Below are 21,218 nucleotides of genomic sequence, written 5' to 3'. Positions count from 1 at the left end.
CCATGCAATTCTCCGCTGAACGGCCGGCTTTCTTCGTCAATCCGGACTACCGGCCGATGACCGGCACGGCAAAACCGGTGATCGATCCGGCGACGCTGGAGACCGTCGGCTCGATCTCCGCCGCAACGGACGGTGAGGTCGATGCGGTGCTGTGTGCCGCAACCACGGCACAAGCCGCCTGGAAGAAGCTCGATGCCAAGAGCCGGGCAAAGCATCTGCATGCGGTCGCCAACGCCATCGAGGCGGCGGACTTCACCCGCTGCGCAGAGCTGATGGTGCGCGAGATGGGCAAGCCTTATCCCGAAGCAATCGGCGAGATCGCCAATTGCGCGCCGATCTTCCGCTACTATGCCGAGATGGCGCGCGACGACGCCGGCAAGATCGCCGGTACGACGCAGGCCGGGTCGTTCCAGTATGCGCGCTACGAGCCGTATGGCGTCTCCGTGCACATCATGCCTTACAACTTCCCGATCCTGCTGATGTGCTGGACCGTTGCGGCCTCGCTTGCCGCCGGCAATGGCTGCGTCATCAAGCCGGCCGAAGCGACGACGCTGTCGACGCTGGACTACATGACGGTGTTCCGTTCACTGCCGGAAGGGCTGGTCGCCTGCCTGCCTGGCACGGCCGCCACCGCGCAGGCGCTGATCGCCTCCGAGCGCACCCACGCTGTCGCCTTCACCGGCTCGGTCGCCGCCGGCAAAGCCGTGGCAGTCGCCTGCGCCGAGCGCATGAAGCCTTGCGTCATCGAAGCCGGCGGCAGCGATCCGCTGATTGTCAGCGAGTACGCTCCGCTGGAGGTGGCCGCTGCCGGCAGCGTCACCGCAGCCTTCCACCTCACCGGCCAGGTGTGCACTTCGGCCGAGCGCTTCTTCGTCGTCGAATCGGTTCACGATCGCTTCGTCGAGCTGTTCGCCGAGAAGACGCGGGCGCTGCGCATCGGCAATGGCATGGACAAGACCGAGATCGGCCCGCTGGTCAGCGAGGCCGCGCGAGCGAAAGTGATGCGGCTGGTCGATGATGCCATCAGCAACGGCGCTATAGCCGTTGCCGGCGGGCGCATTCCGCCGGCGCACAACACTGGCTGGTTCTACGAGCCTACGATCCTGACCGGGGTTACACCCGATATGGCGATCGTGCGCGAAGAGTGTTTCGGGCCGGTCGCCGCCATCTGCCGCGTAAAGGACTTCGACGAAGCGATCCGGCTTGCCAATGACAGCCCGTTCGGGCTTGGCGCCTCGGTGTTCACCACCGACCTCGCCGAGGCGCATGAGGCGGCCGAGCGGCTCGAGGCCGGCATGGTCTGGGTCAACAACCCGCTGATCGACAATGACGCCCTGCCCTTCGGCGGCTGGAAGGCATCAGGCCTTGGCCGCGAGCTGGGACGCCAGGGACTCGACGCCTTCCGACGCTCCAAGATGGTCATCATCGACCACAGACCGGCGATCCAGGACTGGTGGTACCCCTACCCCGACAGCTGGTTCCGCGAGACAGGCGGCCGCAAGCACGTGTGAGCCCGGCCAGTCCACAACGTAAGCTGATGCTTACGCATCTGCCGAGATAGGCCGGCTATTTCAACGCTTGAAGCTTGTCGATCGCGGCAGTGAATCCGGCAAGCGAGACCGGAATGGTCACCGGCTTGCGCGTCACCGACTCCATGCCGATGTTCAGGTTGGTTCCCGATTTCATCGCCTTGACGAGGTCCGCCGACAAAGGGGTCGCGGCATAGGCGCCGTTCTGGTCGCTGGTCTGGATGGCGATGGTCGTCTTCTGCCCCTGGTCGATCTGGTACGAGGCGCCGGAAGGCAGGAACAGCCCGTGCGGCAAGGCCAGCAGCATGGCGAGGTTGCCGTTGCCATTGTCGCGGCGAAGCGTAACGGTAAGAACGCGCTGCCCCGTCTTGGCTTCGGTAAGGTTTTGGGAGACCTGGCATTGAAGCTCGATGCCGGCCGATCCGCTGGAGCAGTTTAGCGCCCACGGATTGCCTTCTGCAGGCTTTGTCTCGGCAGATTTGGTTGACTTCGGCTCTTCGGCAAGCGCCGACCCTGCCGACACGACCAGCCATAGCGCGCCGACCCAGGCGGCCCGCCCACAAACGGTTCTCAGCAATGAAGCCACCCGATCCTCGTCGTGTCAGGGTTTCGCCGAGCGCGTTGATACAACAGCCGAGCCTGGCGGGGAAGCCAATACGATACATGAGCTCGGGCTAAATTACTGTTGCTGAATTGTCACAATAAACAACTTTGAAATCTTGTACGTGTAAAGCAAACAATCATGCTCGCTATACACTGGGATTCGGATAGTATTAGCGACGGAGCGTGTACTCGTCGGGGTTCGCAAGGGATGGAGACGACCGAGAAAACTCGGCAGATCAATGACATGGCGACGCACGGAAGAAGCTTCCGGGCGAATAGCAAGTATCGCCGGCCAGGTTTTTCCAGGCATCTCTGGAAAACGACTGCGCTGTCCACTCTGGCACTTGCCCTTTCCGGCATAGCCGCCCATGCCGGCGACACCGGACTGTGGCAGCCGCAGGTCCGCGCCATCATCGGCGCCAACAACAATGGCGGCAACACGGCGATCGAGGGTTTCCTGCCGCTGAAGCAGAACCTCGAATCCGTTCTCTTTCTCGATGTGCGCTCGAAATACGATTTCGACGACGGCTTCGGCCAGGACGTCGGCCTCGGCGTTCGCCGCATCGTGAATCCGGATCTGATGATCGGCGGCTACGCCTATCTCAACATCCAGAACCACGACAGTCACCAGTTCGTCGCCTCGACGCTTGGCCTCGAGGCCATCACCTCAAAATACGATGCGCACGTAAACGTCTATCTGCCGATCAGCGGCGACCGCAGCACGGCCGGGCAAGAGTCGAGCCTGTCGCTGGTCGGTCATCAGCTGATCGAGCAGATATCGGCCATCGCCCACCGCGATTACGCGGCCTGGGGCATCGAGGGCGAGGTCGGCGTTCAGGTGCCGCTCAACCTGCCCGAGAACCATTCACTGCGTTTCGATGTCGGCGCCTACCATTTCGGCGATCCCGACGGCGACGACGGCAGCATCACCGGCGCCAAGGCCGGCCTGGAATATTCGATCGGCGACGTCATCGGCAAAGGCACGTCGCTGACCTTCACCGGCGAGGTGCGCAACGACAACCGCGATGACACCCAGTTCGCCGGCAGCATCCGGCTGACGGTGCCGCTCAACGCTTTCGACAAGGGCTCGTCTTCGGCCGATGACGGCGCCGAGCCGGTCTATCCGGTCAGCCCCGGCCTGCGCAAACGCGTCAACGAGCGCGTGCGCGGCGACATCGGCGTACGCATCGAGAGCCAGGACAAAGTTACCGGCACGTCGACGCGGGTGGCGATCAATGCCGCCACCAACACGGCATTCGGCCAGTTCTTCTTTGCCGATGGTGACAACGACGCGCTCGGCCTCGGCACGATCGGCGACCCGACCACGCTCGACAATGCAGTCGCCGGCGCCGGCGCGAACGGCGTCGTCGTCGCGCTCGGCGGCAAGGGCAACATTACGACAGCCGGTGTGACGCTCGCCAACGGCCAGACCGTCATCGGCGGTGGCGGGGGCGTCCAGGCGCGGCTCGTCGACGGCAGCATCGGCACCTACAATTTCGGCGGATCCAACGGCACCCTCCAGGGCACCAACCCCGCCAACAACGTCCTGACGCTCGCCAACGGCAACACGCTGAGCGGCATCATCATCACCGGCGGCAAGGACGGCATCTTCGGCAACAACATCGCCGGCGCCACGCTGACCAACGTCACCGTCACCGGCACGGTCGGCCACGGCGCCGACTTCACCGGCACATTGACCGGCGTCAATGGCTCGAACTTCACCGCGACCGGCAACGGCCTCGACGGACTGCATATCGAAGGCGACGGCACCTATAACTTCATCGGCACGACGCTGCTGCAGGGCAATGGCGACGACGGCCTGGATATAACCGGCCACGGCACCTACACTTTCGCCACCCTCAACGCGCTCGACAACAACGATGCCGGCATTACCGTGAAGGGCACCGGGGTCGCCGGCTCGATCACCATCACCGGTGGCCAGGTGTCGGGCAACAAGGCGCTCGGCGACGACGGCGTCGGTGTCTTCATCGATCCGATCACCGCCCATATCGTGCTGGATTCGATCACCCAGACCGGCGGCGCATCGGGCGTCGTGCTCGAGAATCTTTCGGGCAGCTTCACCGTCAACGGCGCGACGACGATCTCGAACACGACCGGACCGGCCATCGCGATCACGGATTCGCCGGCCGCGATCCGCTTCGGCGACATCGACATCACCGATCCCGGCACCGACGGCATGGTGTTTACCGGCGTCAATGCGTCCGTCATCGCCGGCAACATCATCATCTCGGGGCTCGGCTCCAGCATCGGCCTCGACTTCTCCGGCAGCCAGACCAATTTCACGGCGCAGTCGCTGAACATAAACGGCACCGGCGGCACGACGTCCATCGGCATCGACCTTGTCCAGACCAACGGCGGCACGATCATCATCACCAATGGCGGCACCATCGCCAATGTCGGCACCGGCGTGCGGCTCGGCATTGCCGGCTCGCCGGCCGACACCGCCAACGCCCAATTCACCTTCGGTGGCGGCTCGATCGGCGGCAACCTCGCCTCGCTCGACGCACGCGGCCTCAATTCCGGTTCGGGCCAATACGCATTCGGCACGACGACGTTCAACGGGCCGCAACTGTTCGACCAGACGCTGCTGCTCTTTGTCGCTGCAGGCGGCACAGGCGACGGTACCTCGCTTTCGGACCTGGCTTCGATCACCGACGCCGACAACAATACCGACGGCACCGCGATTTTCGTGCTGGTCAATCGCGGTGTCATCGACGACACCGACGGCTTTACGCTCGAAGCGGGGCAGACCCTGGCCTCTTTCGGCAACGGCCGCACCTTCTCGCTCGGCGGCCTGCCGATCAATGTGACCGGCGACAACGTCGATCACGGCAGCACCATCTCGGATGCGGCCGGTGCCGCAACGCTGACCGCTTCGGGCAGCGGCGACGTCGTCACGCTGGCCAACAATACCTCGCTCCAGGACTTCAACATCTCCGGCGGTACCGCCAACGGCATCCATGGCAGCGGCGTTGCCGGCGTCGTGCTGACCGGCATGACCGTGTCGGGAGCCGCCCTCAATGGCGTGCTGTTCGATGGCGCCAACGACGTTTCCGGCAGCAATCTGAGCTCGACCGGTAATGGCGGCGCTGGGCTGTCGATCCAGGGCGACGGCACCTACAATTTCACCGGCACGACGACGGTGTCGGATAATGCCGGCGACGGCTTGCTGATCAACAGCAATGCCATCACCAGCTTCCAGACGCTCAACGCGACCAGCAATGGCGGCAGCGGCGTCCAGGCCACGTCAACTGGCACCGGCTCGCTTTCGATCGACGGCGGTACCGTCAACAACAACACCACATCCGCCTTTACGGCGTCGAATATCGGGCTCGGTGTCACGCTCTCCAACATCGGCCACGTCGGCGGCACAACCGGCGTCAGCCTTTCGGGCGTCAGCGGCAGCGTCAGCGTTACCGGCCCGACGACGATCGGCAGCACCACCGGCGACGGCATCTCGATCAGCGGCAGCACGGCAACGGTTGGCTTCAGCGGCGACGTTTTCATCGGCCAGGTGCTCGGCAATGGCATTGCGCTAAGCGGCAATACCGGGGCAGTCAGCTTCGGCTATGCGGAAATCAGCCAGGCCGGCCTCAACGGCATCGATATTGGGGGCAATACCGGGTCAGTCACATTCTCTGGCCCCACCATCGTTGTCATCGGTTCTGCCTATGGCAGCGCGGGCATCAACTTCAGCGGCACAAACAACGACGTCAGTTTCGGTACGACGACGGTGTTGCTCGGCGAAGGGCTGAACCAGACGGGCATTGACTTCAGCGGCTCGTCAACGACAGCCGATTTCGGGCTGACCAGCATTACCGGCACCGGCGACCTGACCTCGCGCGGCATCGACCTGTCGTCGACGACCGGCAACAAGACGATCACCTTCCTGCAGGGCTCCAAGATCGACAATGTCGGCGTCGGTGTCGAATTGTCGTCAGGCGGCACCACGGCCACGTCGGCCAACGCCAACTTCACCTTCGGCGACGGCAATTCCGCCGATGGGCTGGAATCCTTCATCACCGCCGCAACCGGCGGCTACACTGTCAATACGATCGGGCTGGATCCGGCGCTCGGCAACTACGACTTCGACGATGTCGTCTTCACCGGCGATGCCCAACTGGCGGTAACTGTCGGCGGGGTCGTCATGATCTCGCAGACAGGCGGCACTATTCACGCGGGCACGAACGGGCTGAGCGCCGATGTCACCACCGTGACGGCCGCCCAGGCCGATGCCATGGTTGGCACGCAGACCTTCGCCTTTGTCGGCATCGTCGACCTCAGCGCGACGCCGTTCACGCTCGATTCGGGACAGTCGATCACCGGTTTCGGCAACGGCAATTCCATCCTCACCTCCGGTACGTTCCAGCCGGTCAATGTGCAGGGCAATCTCGGCGCCACCGGCGGCAATGTCACCGGCGATGAGGGCGTGGTCAAGAGCACGGGCGACACCCTTCATCTGCTCGGCAGCAATCAGGTGCGCAACACCGCCTTCGACTACAGCGGCGGCAGCGGCTCGGTGTTCGTCATCGACCAGAGCGTGGGTGGCTTCAACAATTCCGGCGGCATCGTTATCGAAGGCGTCACCGTCAGCAATGTCGCTGCCGGCCAGACGGCGTTCAACGTCGACGGCCTCACCGGCAACCTGTCGATTATCAACAACAATATCAACGTTGCCGGCACGCTGCTCGATGTCGACGGCGGCAACGGCAACATTACGGTCACCCGCGGCACCTTGCCCAACAGCGCGACGCCCGGCACGCTGACCGGTGGCGGCATCGCAATCGCCAACCGCACCGGCGGCTTGGTCAACTTCACGGACAAGGCGACGATCGGCGGCAGCGGCGTATCGCTGACCAACAACACCGGCGCCACAATCACCTTCGCCGATGTCGACATCACCACGGACGCCGCAACGGCGTTCACTGCAACCGGAGGCGGCTCGGTCAACGTCACGACCGGAACGATCAATGCCACCAATGCGGGAGCGGTGGCGCTCGACGGCATTGCGGCCAACATCAATTTCGCCTCGACAAGCGCCAGCTTCAGTTCCGGCAGCGGTGTCGACCTGCAGCATCTGACCGGTACGGTCGCGCTCGGCACCGGCACGCTGACCAACACCGGTTCGGGTACAGCCTTCAACGTCGGCTCGGCGGCCGATCAGAGCGGCGGCAATGCAATCATCTCCTATGCCGGCACCATCGCCAGCAACGGCACCGGTGCCGCCGTCTCGATCCAGGAACTGACCGGCGGCTCGGTGACGCTGTCGGGCAATCTGACCGACGGCAACGCAGCCGATGGCGGCCAGATCTTCATCGGTGGCATCGCCAACGGCACGGCGGCGACCGTCACCTTCTCGGGAAGCAGCAAGAAGATAAGCTCTGGCGCGACGACAGCTGTACAGATCGGCTACACAGGCCCCCTCTCCGCCATCGTCCCGTATGACAACACGGACGGCACGATCAACTTCACCAATGGCGGCCTGGATATAACGACAACGACCGGAGAAGGCTTCGGCGCCGCCTTCGGCGGCACCGTCAGCGTCTCCGGCACCGGCAACAAGATCGCCTCCGGCGGCAATGGTCTGTTCATTGTCTTCGCCGACGTCGGCGCCGCCGGCGTCACCTTCGACAGCGTCTCGGCCGTATCGACATCGGACGCTGCCGGCGTCTTGCTGACAGGGTCCAATCTGGCGGGCGACGTCAACATTGGCGGCCTGAAAGATACCGGCTACATGGGCGCCTCGCTGAACGCCCTGCTCGGCACCGGTGCGGTGAATTTCACCGGCACGACCGATCTCGACGTCAGCTACCGAGGGTTCGATATCGGCGGCCCGCAAGTGGGCACCATAAACATCGCCAACGTCGCCGGCTCCACCCTGACCATCGACGGTGGGGAAGCCGGCATTGTCACGAACGGCCTGCAGGCAGGAATCATCAACGTTGGCGGCAATGGCGGCGTCGCCAGCATCGGCGCGACGACAAGCACCACCGGTGCGGCTATCGCCGTCAGCGGCGGTAACGACCTCATTCACGCCACGCTGAACTACAACGGCTCGATCAAGGTCGACACCGGCATGGTCGTGCAGGCCGTGGCCGACTGGAGCGAGCTCAACATGAGCGGTTCGGTCGTTTCGACTACGGCAGCAACTGGCATTGGTACGGCGGCCTTCGTCTTCACCGGCAACGCCAACGGCGTCTACAGTATTTCAAGCACGATCGATCATACCGGCACGGGCATCGGCGTGCGGTTTGACGGATCGTCTAACGGGACGGCCACCTTCTCCGGTGCGTCGAAGATCTTCAACACCAGCAGCGGCACCAACGACGCGATCGTCAAGTTGCCCAGCATCAGCCCGACCCAGGGCATGGGCACGCTCAACTTCACCAATGGCGGCCTGGTCATCACCACCTCGAGCGGCGCCGGCTTCACCGCCAGCACTTTCGGCGCCGGCACGGTCAGCGTCAGCGGCACGGGCAACTCGATAACCACGACGACAGGCACCGCGCTCAACCTCGACAACGCGACGGTCGGCGCCGGCGGCATCAATTTCAGCTCCATCTCGGTCAATGGAGCGGCGACCGGCGTTTCGCTCAACAATGTCAGCGGCGGCACGCTCAATCTCGGCACGGTGAACCTGCAAGGCATCACCTCGACCGGCGTCGACATTTCCGGCACGCTCGGCTCGACGGTAAACTTCGCCAGCCTGACCATCGCCATGCCCGGCGACAATTCGACCGGCATCACCTTCGCCGATGCAGTCGTCAACAGCATCTTCACGACTGGCGGTTTCACGCTCACCAGTGCTTCCTCGACCGGCACCACCGCCGTCAACCTGTCCAACACCACCGGCACCGGCACCATCCAGCTCGGCGATCCGAACACGGCCGGCGCATCCTCCAGCATCGGCGGCGCCGGACCCGGCATCGGCTTCCAGTTCACCCCGACGACGGCGATCAACTTGATCTATGGCGACGGCGAAAGCGCGGTCGACAAGCTGTCGACGGTCAAGGCAATCGACATCCTCAATTCCACCGGCGTTTTCCCGGTCGGCGGCACCTATAATTTCCAGGATGTCGACGGCGCCAATGGCGGCTTCATCGGCGACCTCTCCGAGGCCCAGGGACCGACCACCTATTATGTCGACCAGGACGGCGACGGCGACGGCACCGCCGCCAATCCGGGCTCGATTGCCGGCGCGGAAGCGTCGGGCGCCTCGGTTGTCATCCTTGTCGACACGTCGCAGAACGGCACCAGCAACCTCATCGACATGATGCAGGCTCAGCAGAATGGCGGCGGCAACAACACGCTCAACCTTGCCGATGGGCAGATCCTGATCGGTCTCAAGGCCGGCGATTCCATCGATACCGCGCCGCTGGGCGCCGTCGGCGGCGGCCTCGGCGGCAATTTCAGCTTCAGCGGCATCAATGCCTCGACCGTCATCACGGCAGCGTCCAATGTCGACAGCGTGCTGGCGACGCTGACGACCGCGAACGGCAACACCATCGATTTCTCCGGCAAGGCCGGCATCGAAAATGTCATCGTGCAGAACACCGGTGCGGGCCTTGGCATCTCCGGCACCAACATCACCGATCTTATCCTGCGCCGCGCCACGATCGCCGGCGGCACCGGTGGCGCCCTGTCGCTTACCGACGGCGCCGCTGCCAGCCAGATCGCACTGTCGAACCTGATCCTGTCGGCAACCGGCGGCGACATTGCCAAGGTTGACGGCACGGTCGGCGCCGGGCTGATGAAGGTCAGCGCCTTCTCCGACATCACGCTTCTGGGCAACAATGGCGAAACCGGCGGCTTTGGGGTGAGCGGTGTCACCTTCGATGCCGTTCCAGCGACCGTCGGCATCGACCAGGTCGACGGCGGCGCCTTCGTCGCCGGCACAAGCAGCAATGGCGTCGGCGGTTATGGCCTGACGCTGTCCGGTGTATCCGGCGATATCCAGTTCGACAGCATCACCGCCTACGGTGGCGTCAACGGCATCGCCCTCAATGGCGTTGACGCCACCGTCACGGTCAGCGGCGCCACCACCATCACCGGCACCACAGGCTTCGGCATCAGTGCGATCAACACCAATCCCGGCACTTTCAACTTCAACACGGTGACGGTGAACAACGTCGCGACGACCGGCGGCGGCATCAACTGGGTCAGCGGCAACCTCAACATCGCCGGCCTCGCCAACATCGACACGAGCAGCGGCGTCGGCTTCTCGCAAAGCGCCGGCACGGTGAACTTCCTCAACGGCCTGACCATCGATACCACCAGCGGCACCGGCATTGTCGGGACCGGTGGCGTTATGGGCATCACCGCTTCCGCTGCAGCCCAGACGGTAAATTCGACCAGCGGCCAGGCGATCAACCTCATCAACGTCGCCGCCAGCATTGCGCTCGACTCGACCTCGTCGGGCGGCGGCACCAACAATGTTGGCCTGGCCAATGTCACCGGAACAGTCAGCCTCGGATCCGGCGCATTGAGCGGCGCTTCGGGCGTCGCATTCCAGCTCACCGGCGGTGCTGCGACCGTCAGCTATGGCGGCACGGTCACCAAGACCACCGCCGGCAAGATCGTCGACATCTCCGGCGTCACCGGCGGCACGGTCACACTGTCCGGCGCGCTCAGCGCCACCGGCGGTTTCGACAATGGTATTTATGTCCACGGCAACTCCGGCGGGACCATCACTCTCAGCGGTGGCACGAAGACGCTGACCACTGGCGCCAATACGGCGGTCGACTTGACGACCAACACCGGCGCGACGATCAACTTCGATACGGGTGGCCTGATGATTACCACCACCTCCGGCACGGGCTTCAACGCCAGCGGCGGTGGCACGGTCAGCGTCGGCGCGCTCCTCAGCGACAACAGCATCACCACGACGGCCGGCGGCACCGCGTTGAACCTCAATGGCGTTACGATTGGCGCTGCGGGCATGAATTTCGACAGTGTTTCGGCCACTGCCGCCGCAACCGGCATCTCGCTGACCAATATCGCCTCGTCGGGCGGCGGCGCCATCATTCTCGGCACGGTCAACCTGCAAGGCATCACCACGCGTGGTGTCGATGTTTCCGGCGCGCTTGGCGCGGCGCTGTCCTTCAACGATCTCGACATCGGCCTGAACAGCACCACGGGCGTGGCCTTCGACCTCAACGGTGCCACCATCAATGCGGCGGTGACGGCCAATGACTTCGATGTCACCAATGCCGCCGCCGCCGGCACCTCGATAGGCGTCGACCTGCGTGGCGCCACTGGCGGCCAGACGGTACGCCTCGGCGATGCCGTTGTCGGCGGCGCCAGCTCCAGCATTGCCGGCGTCAACACCGGCGTGTTCCTCAACAGCGCCACCAACCTCGCTTTCACCTATGGCGACGGCGAATCGGCGACCGACCAGCTCTCGACCATCGGCGCCAATGTAGGCATCGACGCATCCAGTGCGCCGGTTGCCGGCACCTACAATTTCCAGGATGTGAACTTCCAGTCGGCTCCCGGCCTGGGCTTCGGAGTCGGCAAGGTCTATTTCGTCGGCGCGTCCGCGACCGGTGACGGCAGCGGTCGCGACCAGAACAATCTCGCGACGCTGGCCACCGCCGAAGCAGCAGCCGTGGCGACGGACATCCTGGTTCTCGTCAACGATGGCGGCACCATCACCGCGGCAGGCAGCAATGGCAACGACACGCTGGCTCTCGCCACCGGCGAGCAGGTGCGCGGCTTCGGCAACGGCAACATCAATCTGGCGCTGACGGTGCCCTCCACCATCCAGCTCGCCAGCAACAGCATCTCGATCATCGACCAGACGCCCAATGGCGCCGCGACGCTGACGACGAGCGCCGGCAACAATGTCATCACGCTCGGCGCCAGCGGCAACATCATCGACAGCTTCATCCTGAATGGCAGCCCGGCGGGTGCCGCGCGTGGCGTCAAGGACAATGGCGCGGGTGCTGCGAATACCGTCATCAGCAACATGACCATCAGCAATTTCGCCACGCAGGGTATCGAGATTACCCCGTCGAACAGCACGACGATCAACAACGTTACTTTCTCCGGCAACGCCAGCGATGTGTGGCTGAACGCGTCCAACACCACCATCACCAACGTCACCAGCACCGGCGCCACCGGCATTGCTTTCAAACTCGACAACACCACCGGCACGACGACGCTGACCAACGTCAACATCACCACGGCGGCGAGCGGAACCGGCATCGCCTTCGGCGGCGCGTCGGGCGCTGGCGGCACGATTGCCGGTACCAATGTCGATATATCGGGCGGCAGCGGCCTTTCGGTGACCAGCGGCAACGCGGTGATCAGCTTCGACGGCGCCAGCTCCATCATCAGCACGTCGGGCGCGGCGGCCACGATCTCGACCCGCGCTGGCGGCAGCTTCACCTTCGCCGGCTCGGTGATCGCCAACGGCGCTGCGAGCGGCATTAGTATTTCCGGCGCGACGGCGGCCAATACGGTGAGCTTCACCGGTACGGTCGATCTCGGCACCACGACGCCGATGACCGGCACCGCAGTCGCAATCAACAACGGCGCCACGGCCTCGACCGTCAGCTTCGCAAACCTCGACATCGTCACCAACGGCACCACCGGATTCAGCGCCATCAATGGCGGCATGGTCAATGTGACGACCGGCACGGTGAGCTCCACTTCCGCGCAGGCGGTCAACCTCAACGGCATCGCCACCACCACCGGCATCAATTTCACCTCGACCAATTCGACCGGCGGCACCAACAACGTGTCGCTGACCAATGTCACCGGCGCCGGCACTGTCAGCCTCGGCTCCGGTGCGCTCGGCGGCGCGACCGGCGCGGCCTTCCTGGTCACCGGCGGCTCGGCCAATGTCAGCTATGCCGGCTCGGTCACCAAGACCACGGCCGGAAACGTCGTCAGCATCTCCACCCGCACCGCCGGCACCACGACATTGTCGGGCACTCTCAGCGCCACCGGCGGCGTGGCCAACGGGATCCTCGTCAACGCCAACACCGGCGGCACGATCAACTTCTCCGGCGCCAGCAAGATACTGACCACCGGAGCCAACAATGCCGTCGACCTGACGGCGAACACCAACACCGCGGTCAACTTCACCGGCGGCGGCCTAGCCATCACCACCACCTCCGGCACCGGCTTCAACGCCACGAGCAACGGTACTGGCACCGTGACCGTTATCGGCTCGGGCAACACGATTTCGACCGGCAGCGGCGTCGCGGTCAACCTTGACAGCGTTGCCATCGCGGCGGGCGGCGTGACCTTCGCTTCCACGAACAAAGGCGCCGGCGGCACCAGCGCCGTCATCCTCGATACCGTCACCGGTTCGGGAGCGATCGACCTCGGCACCGGCGCGCTGGTGGGCGGAACAAGCGCCGTGATCCGTATCGGCGATGGCCTAGGCACCGCCAACAGCGGCGGCACGGCGGCCTTCACCTATGCCGGCGCGATCACCAGCGGCAGCACCGGCCAGGCGGTCAACATCCAGGATCGCGCCCTGACCGCCGGCAACATCACCCTGTCGGGCAACATCACGCATAATGCGGCGGGCCAGATCGGCATCCTGCTGGACGACAATGTCGCCGGCATCATCACCTTCTCCGGCGCGTCGAAATCGATCACCTCGACCACGGCGGCTGGCGTCAGCCTGAGCGACAATGCCGGCGCGACGATCAACTTCACCAATGGCGGGCTGGTCATCGCCACGACCAGCGGCGCCGGTTTCAGCGCCACCGGCCCCGGTCCGGCAGCCACCACCGGCGGCACGATGACGGTGCAGGGCACCGGCAACACCATCGTGTCCGGCACGGGCACGGCCCTTAATGTCGCCAACACGACGATCGGCGCCGGCGACGTGACGTTCAGGAGCATTGCGTCCAATGGTGCAGCCAACGGCATCGTGCTCAACAACACCGGCACCAGCGGCAATCTGGTGGTGACCGGCACCGGCGCGACGGGGGGCAGCGGCGGCACGATCCAGAACTCGACCGGCGATGGCGTCAGCCTGACCGACACTCAGGATGTCAGCCTGAGCAACATGATTATCAGCGACAATGCGGGCAACGGCATAAAGGGCCTGCGCGTCAACGGTATGGTGCTCAACGGTCTGACCCTGAACAGCAATGCCGATGCCAACACCGAGTCCGGAATCCTGTTCAACGAACTTACCGGCAACGCCTCGCACGTCACCACGTTCACCAACCTCACGGTCTCCAACTCATTCACCCATAACGTGCAGGTCATCAATTCCGGCGGCACGTTGGCGAACCTGGTGGTGAGCGGCGGCACGTTCTCGAACAACGGCGCCTCGAACAATGCCGGCAGCGACTTCATCTTCGAGGCGGACGGCGCCGGTGTCGCCGGCGCGCCGACGATGACGCTGACCGTCGACGGCGCAACCTTCACCGGCAACAACGCCTATCCCGGACCGGGAGTCATCCCTGGAACCGGTCTGTTCGTCATTGCCAATGACGGCACCGTCAACGCTCACATCGGCGAGACCACGGGAAATCTATTCAACAATCTGAACAACGGCATCAACCTTACCCAGAGCAGCAATTCCGGCGCCGGCACGGGCGGCAATCTGAATTTCACCGTCCGGAACAACACCGTCACCAACAGCGACTCGACGGCCATCAACGTGTTCAGCAGCGGCGACCTCGCACGGACGCTTGACGGCACAATCGCCAACAACGTCATCGGTACGCAAGGCGTAGCAACCTCGGGATCGCGAACCGGCAACGGCATCAGGGTTGGGCATGAAAGCCTCGGCGTCGCCAAGGTGCTGATCGACAACAACATTATCCAGAGCATCGGCGTCAACGGCATAAGCGGTGGCGACAGCGTCTCGATCACGCAGCTCGTGCAGCCGGGCACCGTGCACGCGACGGTCACCAACAACACCATTCGCGACAATGCCGACAGCCGCGGCATCACGGTCACCGCCACATTTGCCGGCGCTATCATCAATGCCGACGTTCATGCCAACACCATCACCAACGTCAACAACGCCAATGCCATCCGCTTCCTCGCGGACGGCCTCGGCGGCGCCGACGGCACGATCAACGTACCGCAGGCGAGCGAGGCCGGTATCGAAACCGTCAATGGCGGGGCAACGGCACTGACGGACACCCGGACGTTCTTCAACCAGCCGCTGCCACTGCTGCCTGCCGCGACACCGTAGTCAGCAACCTTGGATTTCGTCCTAGGAAATATATTTTATGAATTTGATATCGACTTGTTGTCTTACTTAGGCATAATACAAGAATTCAGACAGTAAGCGGCCAACGGAGGGAACGGGGATGAGTGAGCCTTATTTAGGTGAAGTCAAGATCATTTCCTGGAACTATGCACCGCGCGGCTGGGCATTTTGTAACGGCCAGTTGTTGCCGCTTAACCAGAACCAGCCATTGTTCTCACTTCTTGGCACCAGGTACGGCGGCAACGGCCAGACAAATTTTGCCCTTCCGGATATGAGGGGACGTGCGCCGGTTCATACGGGCGGCCCTATTGGTGCAATTGTCGGCGGCCAGGGCGGCGAAGAGTTTCACACGCTCACGCTCGGCGAAATGCCGACACACAACCATTTCGTCAACGCATCGAACACTGCCGGCAACGTCAACAATCCATCCGGCGCGCTGTTGGGGGCGAACGCCAGCCCGATCTATCAGCCGCCTGGCAGCGCGGTGGCTATGGCGAAGGAAAACATCACTTTCGTCGGTGGCGGCCAGCCGCATGAGAACAGATCGCCCTATCTCGTCTTGAATTTCATCATTGCCCTGCAAGGCATATTCCCGTCGCGAAATTAAGAGGACGCTTCGATGAGCCAACCTTTTGTCGGCGAGATCAGGATGTTCGGTGGCAATTTCCCTCCGAATGGCTGGGCGTTCTGCCAAGGCCAGTTGATGCCGATCTCCGAGAACGAAACCTTGTTCAATCTGATCGGTACGACCTATGGCGGCGACGGGGAGGAAACATTCGCCCTGCCCAACCTCGCATCCCGCATCCCCGTCCATGCTGGCAAGGGCCCGCTGGTCAGCCAGACCTATATCATCGGAGAACTGGGCGGGGTCGAATCCGTCACTGTTTCAACCCAACAAATGCCGAACCATTCCCATACCTGGACCGGTTCGTCGAATATCGCCAAGAATCCGGGTCCGTCCGGCGGTGTCCTGGCGACATCGAGCCTGCTGACGCCCTATGTGGGTATCGCACCTGATGGCAACATGGCCGCCGGAGCCATTTCGCCGGCCGGCGGCAGCCAGCCTCACGACAATATGGTGCCTTTCCTCGCCGTCAGTTTCATCATCTCGCTATTTGGCATCTTCCCCCAGCAAAGCTAGAGACTTGCCATGACCAATCCGTTCGTCGCCGAGATTCGAATTTTTGCCGGAGATTTCGCCCCGACGGGGTGGGCGACCTGCGATGGCCAGCTCCTGCCAATCTCGCAGAATACGGCGCTGTTTTCGCTGCTGGGCACAGTTTACGGCGGCGACGGCAAGTCGACCTTCGCGTTGCCGAATATGGCTGGCTCCGCGCCCATGGGGCAAGGACAGGGCAATGGCTTGTCGGAGCGGTTTCTCGGCGAGACGGGTGGCGAAACGTCCATCACCCTTCTGCAAACGGAAATGCCGCAACATAATCATTTTGTCGCGATGTCCACCGAGAGTGGCGCCCAGGGAACTCTTACCGATGCGGTTGTTCTGGGGAAGTCGGGGGGCGGAACGCTGTATCAGAACAACACTTCGCAAAATCTGGTCCAGATGGACCCCCAGGCACTGAGCATGGCGGGCAGTACGTTGCCTCACAACAACCTGCCTCCCTATCTGGCGATGACGTTCATCATTGCCATGCAAGGCGTTTATCCGGCGCGTCCGTAAGCGCCACTCCATGATCCAGCTTCCGATTGTGGACAACGGGCCTGTTATATTTTGCTGGGTGCGCGCGGCGCGGATTGATCTGACGTTCCGCCCGATGGCGGACGCCGATCTGCCGTTCCTGTCGGCGCTCTACGCCTCGACCCGCGCCGAAGAACTTGCCGTCACGCCGTGGAGCGATGCGCAGAAAACGGCGTTCCTCGACATGCAGTTTCAAGCGCAGCACGCGCATTACCAGAAATACTATCCCAACGCCGACTGGCTGGTGATCGAGCAGGCAAGGCAAGATATCGGTCGCCTGTATATCGAGCGCTCGGCGAGCGAGCATTGCATCATAGATATCGCCTTCCTGCCGGCGCATCGCGGCAAGGGGTCTGGCGGTGCGTTGCTCGCCGATCTCATCGATGAGGCCGCCGCCGTCGGCAAGTCGGTCTCGATCCATGTCGAGAAGAACAATCCAGCGCGGCGGCTCTACAAACGCCTCGGCTTCACCGTTGCCGAGGACAAGGGCCTCTACGACCTGATGATCCGTTCGCCGTAAGGGCCGTGCCGGTCGTCACGTGCCGCGATACCAGGAGACGATGGTGAAACGTTCGTTGCGCGTGACCGGGGTGACTTCATGCGTCGTTTCCGAACGAAAGGCGACGAGAGAGCCCGGCAACGCGGGCATGGCAACGCGCAGGCCCGGGCCGCTGTAAGGCCCATGCAGGACCAGCGAGCCGCCTGCATAGCTTTTTGGCGAAGGGTTGTCCGATTGACGGTTGAGAAAGATCACCGCCGAGATCTTTCGGAACCCCGACTCGTCGTGAATGAGCGGCGTGTTGCCATCCTGGTGCGGCACAAAGAAATCGCCTTGCCGATAGTGAAGGAACTGAGGTTTCTCGACCTGGCCGAGCAGCAGCCCGAAATGTCGCTCCAGAGCCGCCTTCTGCTGCGCCAACAGGGCACTCACTCGCTCTTCAGTGGCCTGCGAAACATCGGCGCGCACGGTCTTTCGGATCTCCGGCCATGCCATCTTCTGGTCGGCACGCCCCAGCAGGCCGGCCGGACGGCCCACGGCCGCCCGAATTTCCGCGCACAGTGCGCTACACGCCGCTCCGTCAAATACGTCCGCAATCTCGATATAGTCGATCATATGTCGAGCCGCCGCGCTGCCAAATCGCCCTGATGGCCGGAGCGTCCCCGTGGCCGATCCGGTCGAAAAAAATCAGTTGAATACCGCCTCGTAAAGCCGCCCTGCCTCATCGGCAGCGATCGGCACGATGAAGATCTCATGGGCGCCGCTTTTGCCGTTGAACCGATAGATAGCCTGCGGCAGCGCCGCGTCGCGCGGCCCCCTGAACAGCAGCGTGAAGCCACCGCCGTCGCGCGGGCTGTTGGCAATGGGCTGCACCGCGCTCAGTTCCATCGTGAGCGTCTGACCGCCGGCTTCGACGGAAAAGCTCTGCCCCTGCTCGAAATCCGAAAGCGATGCCATGCGCCTGCCCTGGTTCGTCTGTCTTTCAGACGGCTCTCTTGAGATGTCTATCCCGTCAGCCAATCTCGCCGCTTCATGGCGTGCTGTCTATAGAGCTCGATCTCCAGAAGTACAAAAGAGCACGATCAAACAAACAGATAGATTTATCTTGGCCACGTAGGGTGAAGCAGCCGTCAACGCGTTGCGCACCGGCAGCCACTGGCCTAAACCGGAATGGTATAAGAGGAGAACACTAGGGATGACTGACGCGAAAACAGACACGGCCCCGGCCGGAAGCACCGCGACCAACGCGCTGCCGCTGTTCTACAAAAAACCCGAGGCGCTCAATCCGCTGCGGCACGGCTCACTCGGCCTTACGGCGCGGGCCGATTTCTCCTTTGCCCGCACCGCGCACGCCATCCCCGTCGTCGCATCGGAAATGCCCGCGGCGATGCGCTCCTATCCGATCGTTTTCATTGGCGACGCCAAGGCGCCTGTCATCATCACCGGTCTGCGCCAGGACCAGAACCTGTTCGTAGGCGCCGACGGCAAATGGGCGGAGCCGCATTACATTCCCGCCTATGTCCGCCGTTACCCCTTCATCCTCGCCGATGAATCGAAAACGACCGGCCGCCTGACGTTGTGCATCGACCGTGCCAGCGAACGCGTCGTCGAGCAGATGCCTTCGTCCAAGGACAGCGACGAGACCGCGCCCTTCTTCGACGGCAAAGAGCCGGCCGAGGCCTCGAAGCAGGCGCTCGCCTTCTGCAGCCAGTTCCAGACCGACTTCAATGCGACTCGCGCCATGATCGACAAGATCGACGCGCACGGCCTGTTCGCGCCGCGGCAGAGCAAGGTGACGCTGGAGGGCGGCGAGACCCTCAACCTCACCGACTTTCAGGTGATCGACGAGCCGGCCTTCAACAAATTGAGCGACGAGGCGTTTCTTGATCTCAGGAAATCCGGCGCGCTTGCGCTGCTCTGTTGCCATCTCGCCTCGAGCAACAGCTGGACCTCGCTGGCCTTCCAGGCGTCATTGCGGCGAGCTGGCTGACGCGGCCCGCGACGAAAAGCTTCGGCAAGGCGCGGGTTGTTTAAATCAACGGTTCGCGCCTTCGCACGACGATCTCTCCGCGGCTCGAATCATGCTGTTGTCGTGCAGATCGCTTGCCATGACGGGCTGGCGAACTCCCAATGCTCGACGTGTAGCTCTCGCCGAAATGCGCCGAGGCGGCATCACCCCCCGGTTCGCGGACCTGTCAATAAAGTCGAGCACGCCAGCCTTGCTGCCCTCCTCGATCGTTGAATAGCCGGTCGTCGCCATCGATCACGGTCCGAACGCAAAAAGCCCGCGTGAAGCGGGCTTTTGAGCGGCCCGAGACATAGGTGACGATTTGTACCGGACACATGGGTAACACTTTTGGCTTTTGGCCGGAGGTGTTGATGCCGTGGAAAGAGTGTTCGGTGATGGAGGAACGTCTTCGTTTTGTGGCTCGTCTTCTCGACGGGGAAGGCATGAGCGATGTGTGCCGCGAGTTCGGCATCTCGCGCAAGACCGGCTACAAGATCTTCAACCGCTACAAGGAGGACGGGCTGGATGCGCTCACCGACCGCTCGCGGCGGCCGGTGCGTTACGCCAACCAGCTTCCCGACCAGATCGAGCGGCTGATCGTGGAGAGCAAGCGGGAGAAGCCGCACTGGGGTGCCAGGAAGATACGCGAGCTGCTGGTGCGCAGGCTGGCCGGCGACGTCCGCATCCCGGCCAGGAGCACCGTTCATGCCGTGCTCGATCGCCACGGCCTTGTGAGCCAGGCCCGCAAGAGGAACCGAGCGAACAGGTCGTGGGCACGCAACTGTCCCAGGCGGTTGTGCCCAACGATCTGTGGTGCGCCGACTTCAAGGGCGAGTTCAAGCTCGGCAACCGCCAATACTGTTACCCCCTGACGGTCACCGACCAGGCCTCGCGCTACCTGCTGGCCTGCGAAGCCCTTGAATCGACAAAGGAGGTTCCGGTCCTCGAGGCTTTCGTCCGGCTCTTCAAGGAACGCGGCCTGCCGGAAGCGATCAGAAGCGACAATGGCCTGCCCTTCGCCAGCCCCAACCACGCGGCCGCCGGGCATGAACGCCCTCCAGCAGCAGGCCCGGTTCGATGCTTTCATGAGCGAATTCAACGACGAGAGGCCCCACGAGGCGATCCAAATGAAAGTGCCAGCCGAGCTCTACAGAGCTTCTTCAAGAGCCTATCAAGGCCTCCCCGAGCTGGACTACCCCTTCCATAACAAGGACATTCTCGTCACCGCCTGCGGCCGCATCTGCATGCACAGGAAGAAGATCAACATCTCCACCGTGCTCGCCGGCCAAAGGCTCGGAATCACCGAAGTCGACGACGGCATTTGGCTCATCAGCTTCATGCACTATGATCTCGGATATATCGACCTGGAACAAAGGACCTTGCAAACCATCGACAACCCGTTCGGCACGAGGTTGTCACCCATGTCTTAGGTACAGAATGTTACCCATGTCTCCGGGCCGTACATTTTTTTGTTGGTTGCGGGGACAGGATTTGAACCTGTGACCTTCAGGTTATGAGCCTGACGAGCTACCGGGCTGCTCCACCCCGCGTCACCTCCAGGGCAAGCTCTTGCTTGCTCCGGACTCTCCAGGGCAAGCTCTTGCTTGCTCCGGACTCTCCAGGGCAAGCTCTTGCTTGCTCCGGACTCTCCAGGGCAAGCTCTTGCTTGC

10 protein-coding genes, 1 tRNA gene and 1 pseudogene are annotated in these 21,218 nt (G+C 63.1%); 8 read left to right on the top strand and 4 right to left on the bottom strand.

The window, feature by feature from the left end:
- Positions 1-2 precede the first annotated feature (2 nt).
- Entirely contained in the window at positions 3-1,511 is a 1,509-nt protein-coding gene (locus NKJ80_RS21245) for an aldehyde dehydrogenase family protein (protein WP_023685709.1), read from the top strand.
- Between the two features lie 55 nt (positions 1,512-1,566).
- On the opposite strand, the gene NKJ80_RS21240 is transcribed toward NKJ80_RS21245, so the two are convergent.
- Positions 1,567-2,115: an invasion associated locus B family protein gene (locus NKJ80_RS21240; RefSeq protein ID WP_031355754.1), complete on the bottom strand. Its 549-nt coding sequence runs from the start codon at positions 2,113-2,115 to the stop codon at positions 1,567-1,569.
- A gap of 261 nt (positions 2,116-2,376) precedes the next feature.
- On the opposite strand from NKJ80_RS21240, the gene NKJ80_RS21235 reads away from it, so the two are divergent.
- From NKJ80_RS21235 to NKJ80_RS21215, 5 genes are all read left to right on the top strand, one after another.
- Entirely contained in the window at positions 2,377-15,327 is a 12,951-nt protein-coding gene (locus NKJ80_RS21235; RefSeq protein WP_352498257.1) for an inverse autotransporter beta domain-containing protein, read from the top strand.
- A gap of 118 nt (positions 15,328-15,445) precedes the next feature.
- Positions 15,446-15,952, top strand: a complete 507-nt coding sequence (locus tag NKJ80_RS21230; protein WP_023672955.1) for a phage tail protein — start codon at positions 15,446-15,448, stop codon at positions 15,950-15,952.
- Positions 15,953-15,964: 12 nt separating this feature from the next.
- Entirely contained in the window at positions 15,965-16,486 is a 522-nt protein-coding gene (locus NKJ80_RS21225) for a phage tail protein (protein ID WP_023672956.1), read from the top strand.
- A gap of 9 nt (positions 16,487-16,495) precedes the next feature.
- Entirely contained in the window at positions 16,496-17,023 is a 528-nt protein-coding gene (locus NKJ80_RS21220) for a phage tail protein (RefSeq protein WP_023685706.1), read from the top strand.
- Between the two features lie 10 nt (positions 17,024-17,033).
- A complete protein-coding gene (locus NKJ80_RS21215; protein ID WP_023835059.1) occupies positions 17,034-17,561 on the top strand; it encodes a GNAT family N-acetyltransferase in 528 nt (175 codons plus the stop codon).
- 15 nt (positions 17,562-17,576) lie between these two features.
- Here NKJ80_RS21215 and NKJ80_RS21210 read toward each other — a convergent pair whose 3' ends face one another.
- Positions 17,577-18,155, bottom strand: coding sequence for a 2OG-Fe(II) oxygenase (locus NKJ80_RS21210; protein ID WP_352498256.1), 579 nt, complete (start codon positions 18,153-18,155; stop codon positions 17,577-17,579).
- 72 nt (positions 18,156-18,227) lie between these two features.
- The gene (locus NKJ80_RS21205) at positions 18,228-18,497 is read right to left on the bottom strand and encodes a DUF6916 family protein (RefSeq protein WP_023672960.1); all 270 of its coding nucleotides are present in this window, start codon (positions 18,495-18,497) and stop codon (positions 18,228-18,230) included.
- Between the two features lie 238 nt (positions 18,498-18,735).
- Here NKJ80_RS21205 and NKJ80_RS21200 point away from each other — a divergent pair, with 238 nt between their 5' ends.
- Positions 18,736-19,530, top strand: coding sequence for a SapC family protein (locus NKJ80_RS21200; RefSeq protein ID WP_352498255.1), 795 nt, complete (start codon positions 18,736-18,738; stop codon positions 19,528-19,530).
- A 389-nt stretch (positions 19,531-19,919) separates the two neighbouring features.
- Positions 19,920-20,978, top strand: a pseudogene (locus NKJ80_RS21195) (helix-turn-helix domain-containing protein).
- Positions 20,979-21,021: 43 nt separating this feature from the next.
- On the opposite strand, the gene NKJ80_RS21190 reads toward NKJ80_RS21195, so the two are convergent.
- Positions 21,022-21,098 (bottom strand) — tRNA-Met (locus NKJ80_RS21190).
- Between the last annotated feature and the right edge of the window lie 120 nt (positions 21,099-21,218).

The organism is Mesorhizobium sp. M0030 (assembly GCF_040323695.1).
Classification (GTDB): Bacteria; Pseudomonadota; Alphaproteobacteria; order Rhizobiales; family Rhizobiaceae; genus Mesorhizobium.
This window is presented reverse-complemented; position numbering and strand designations above follow the sequence as displayed.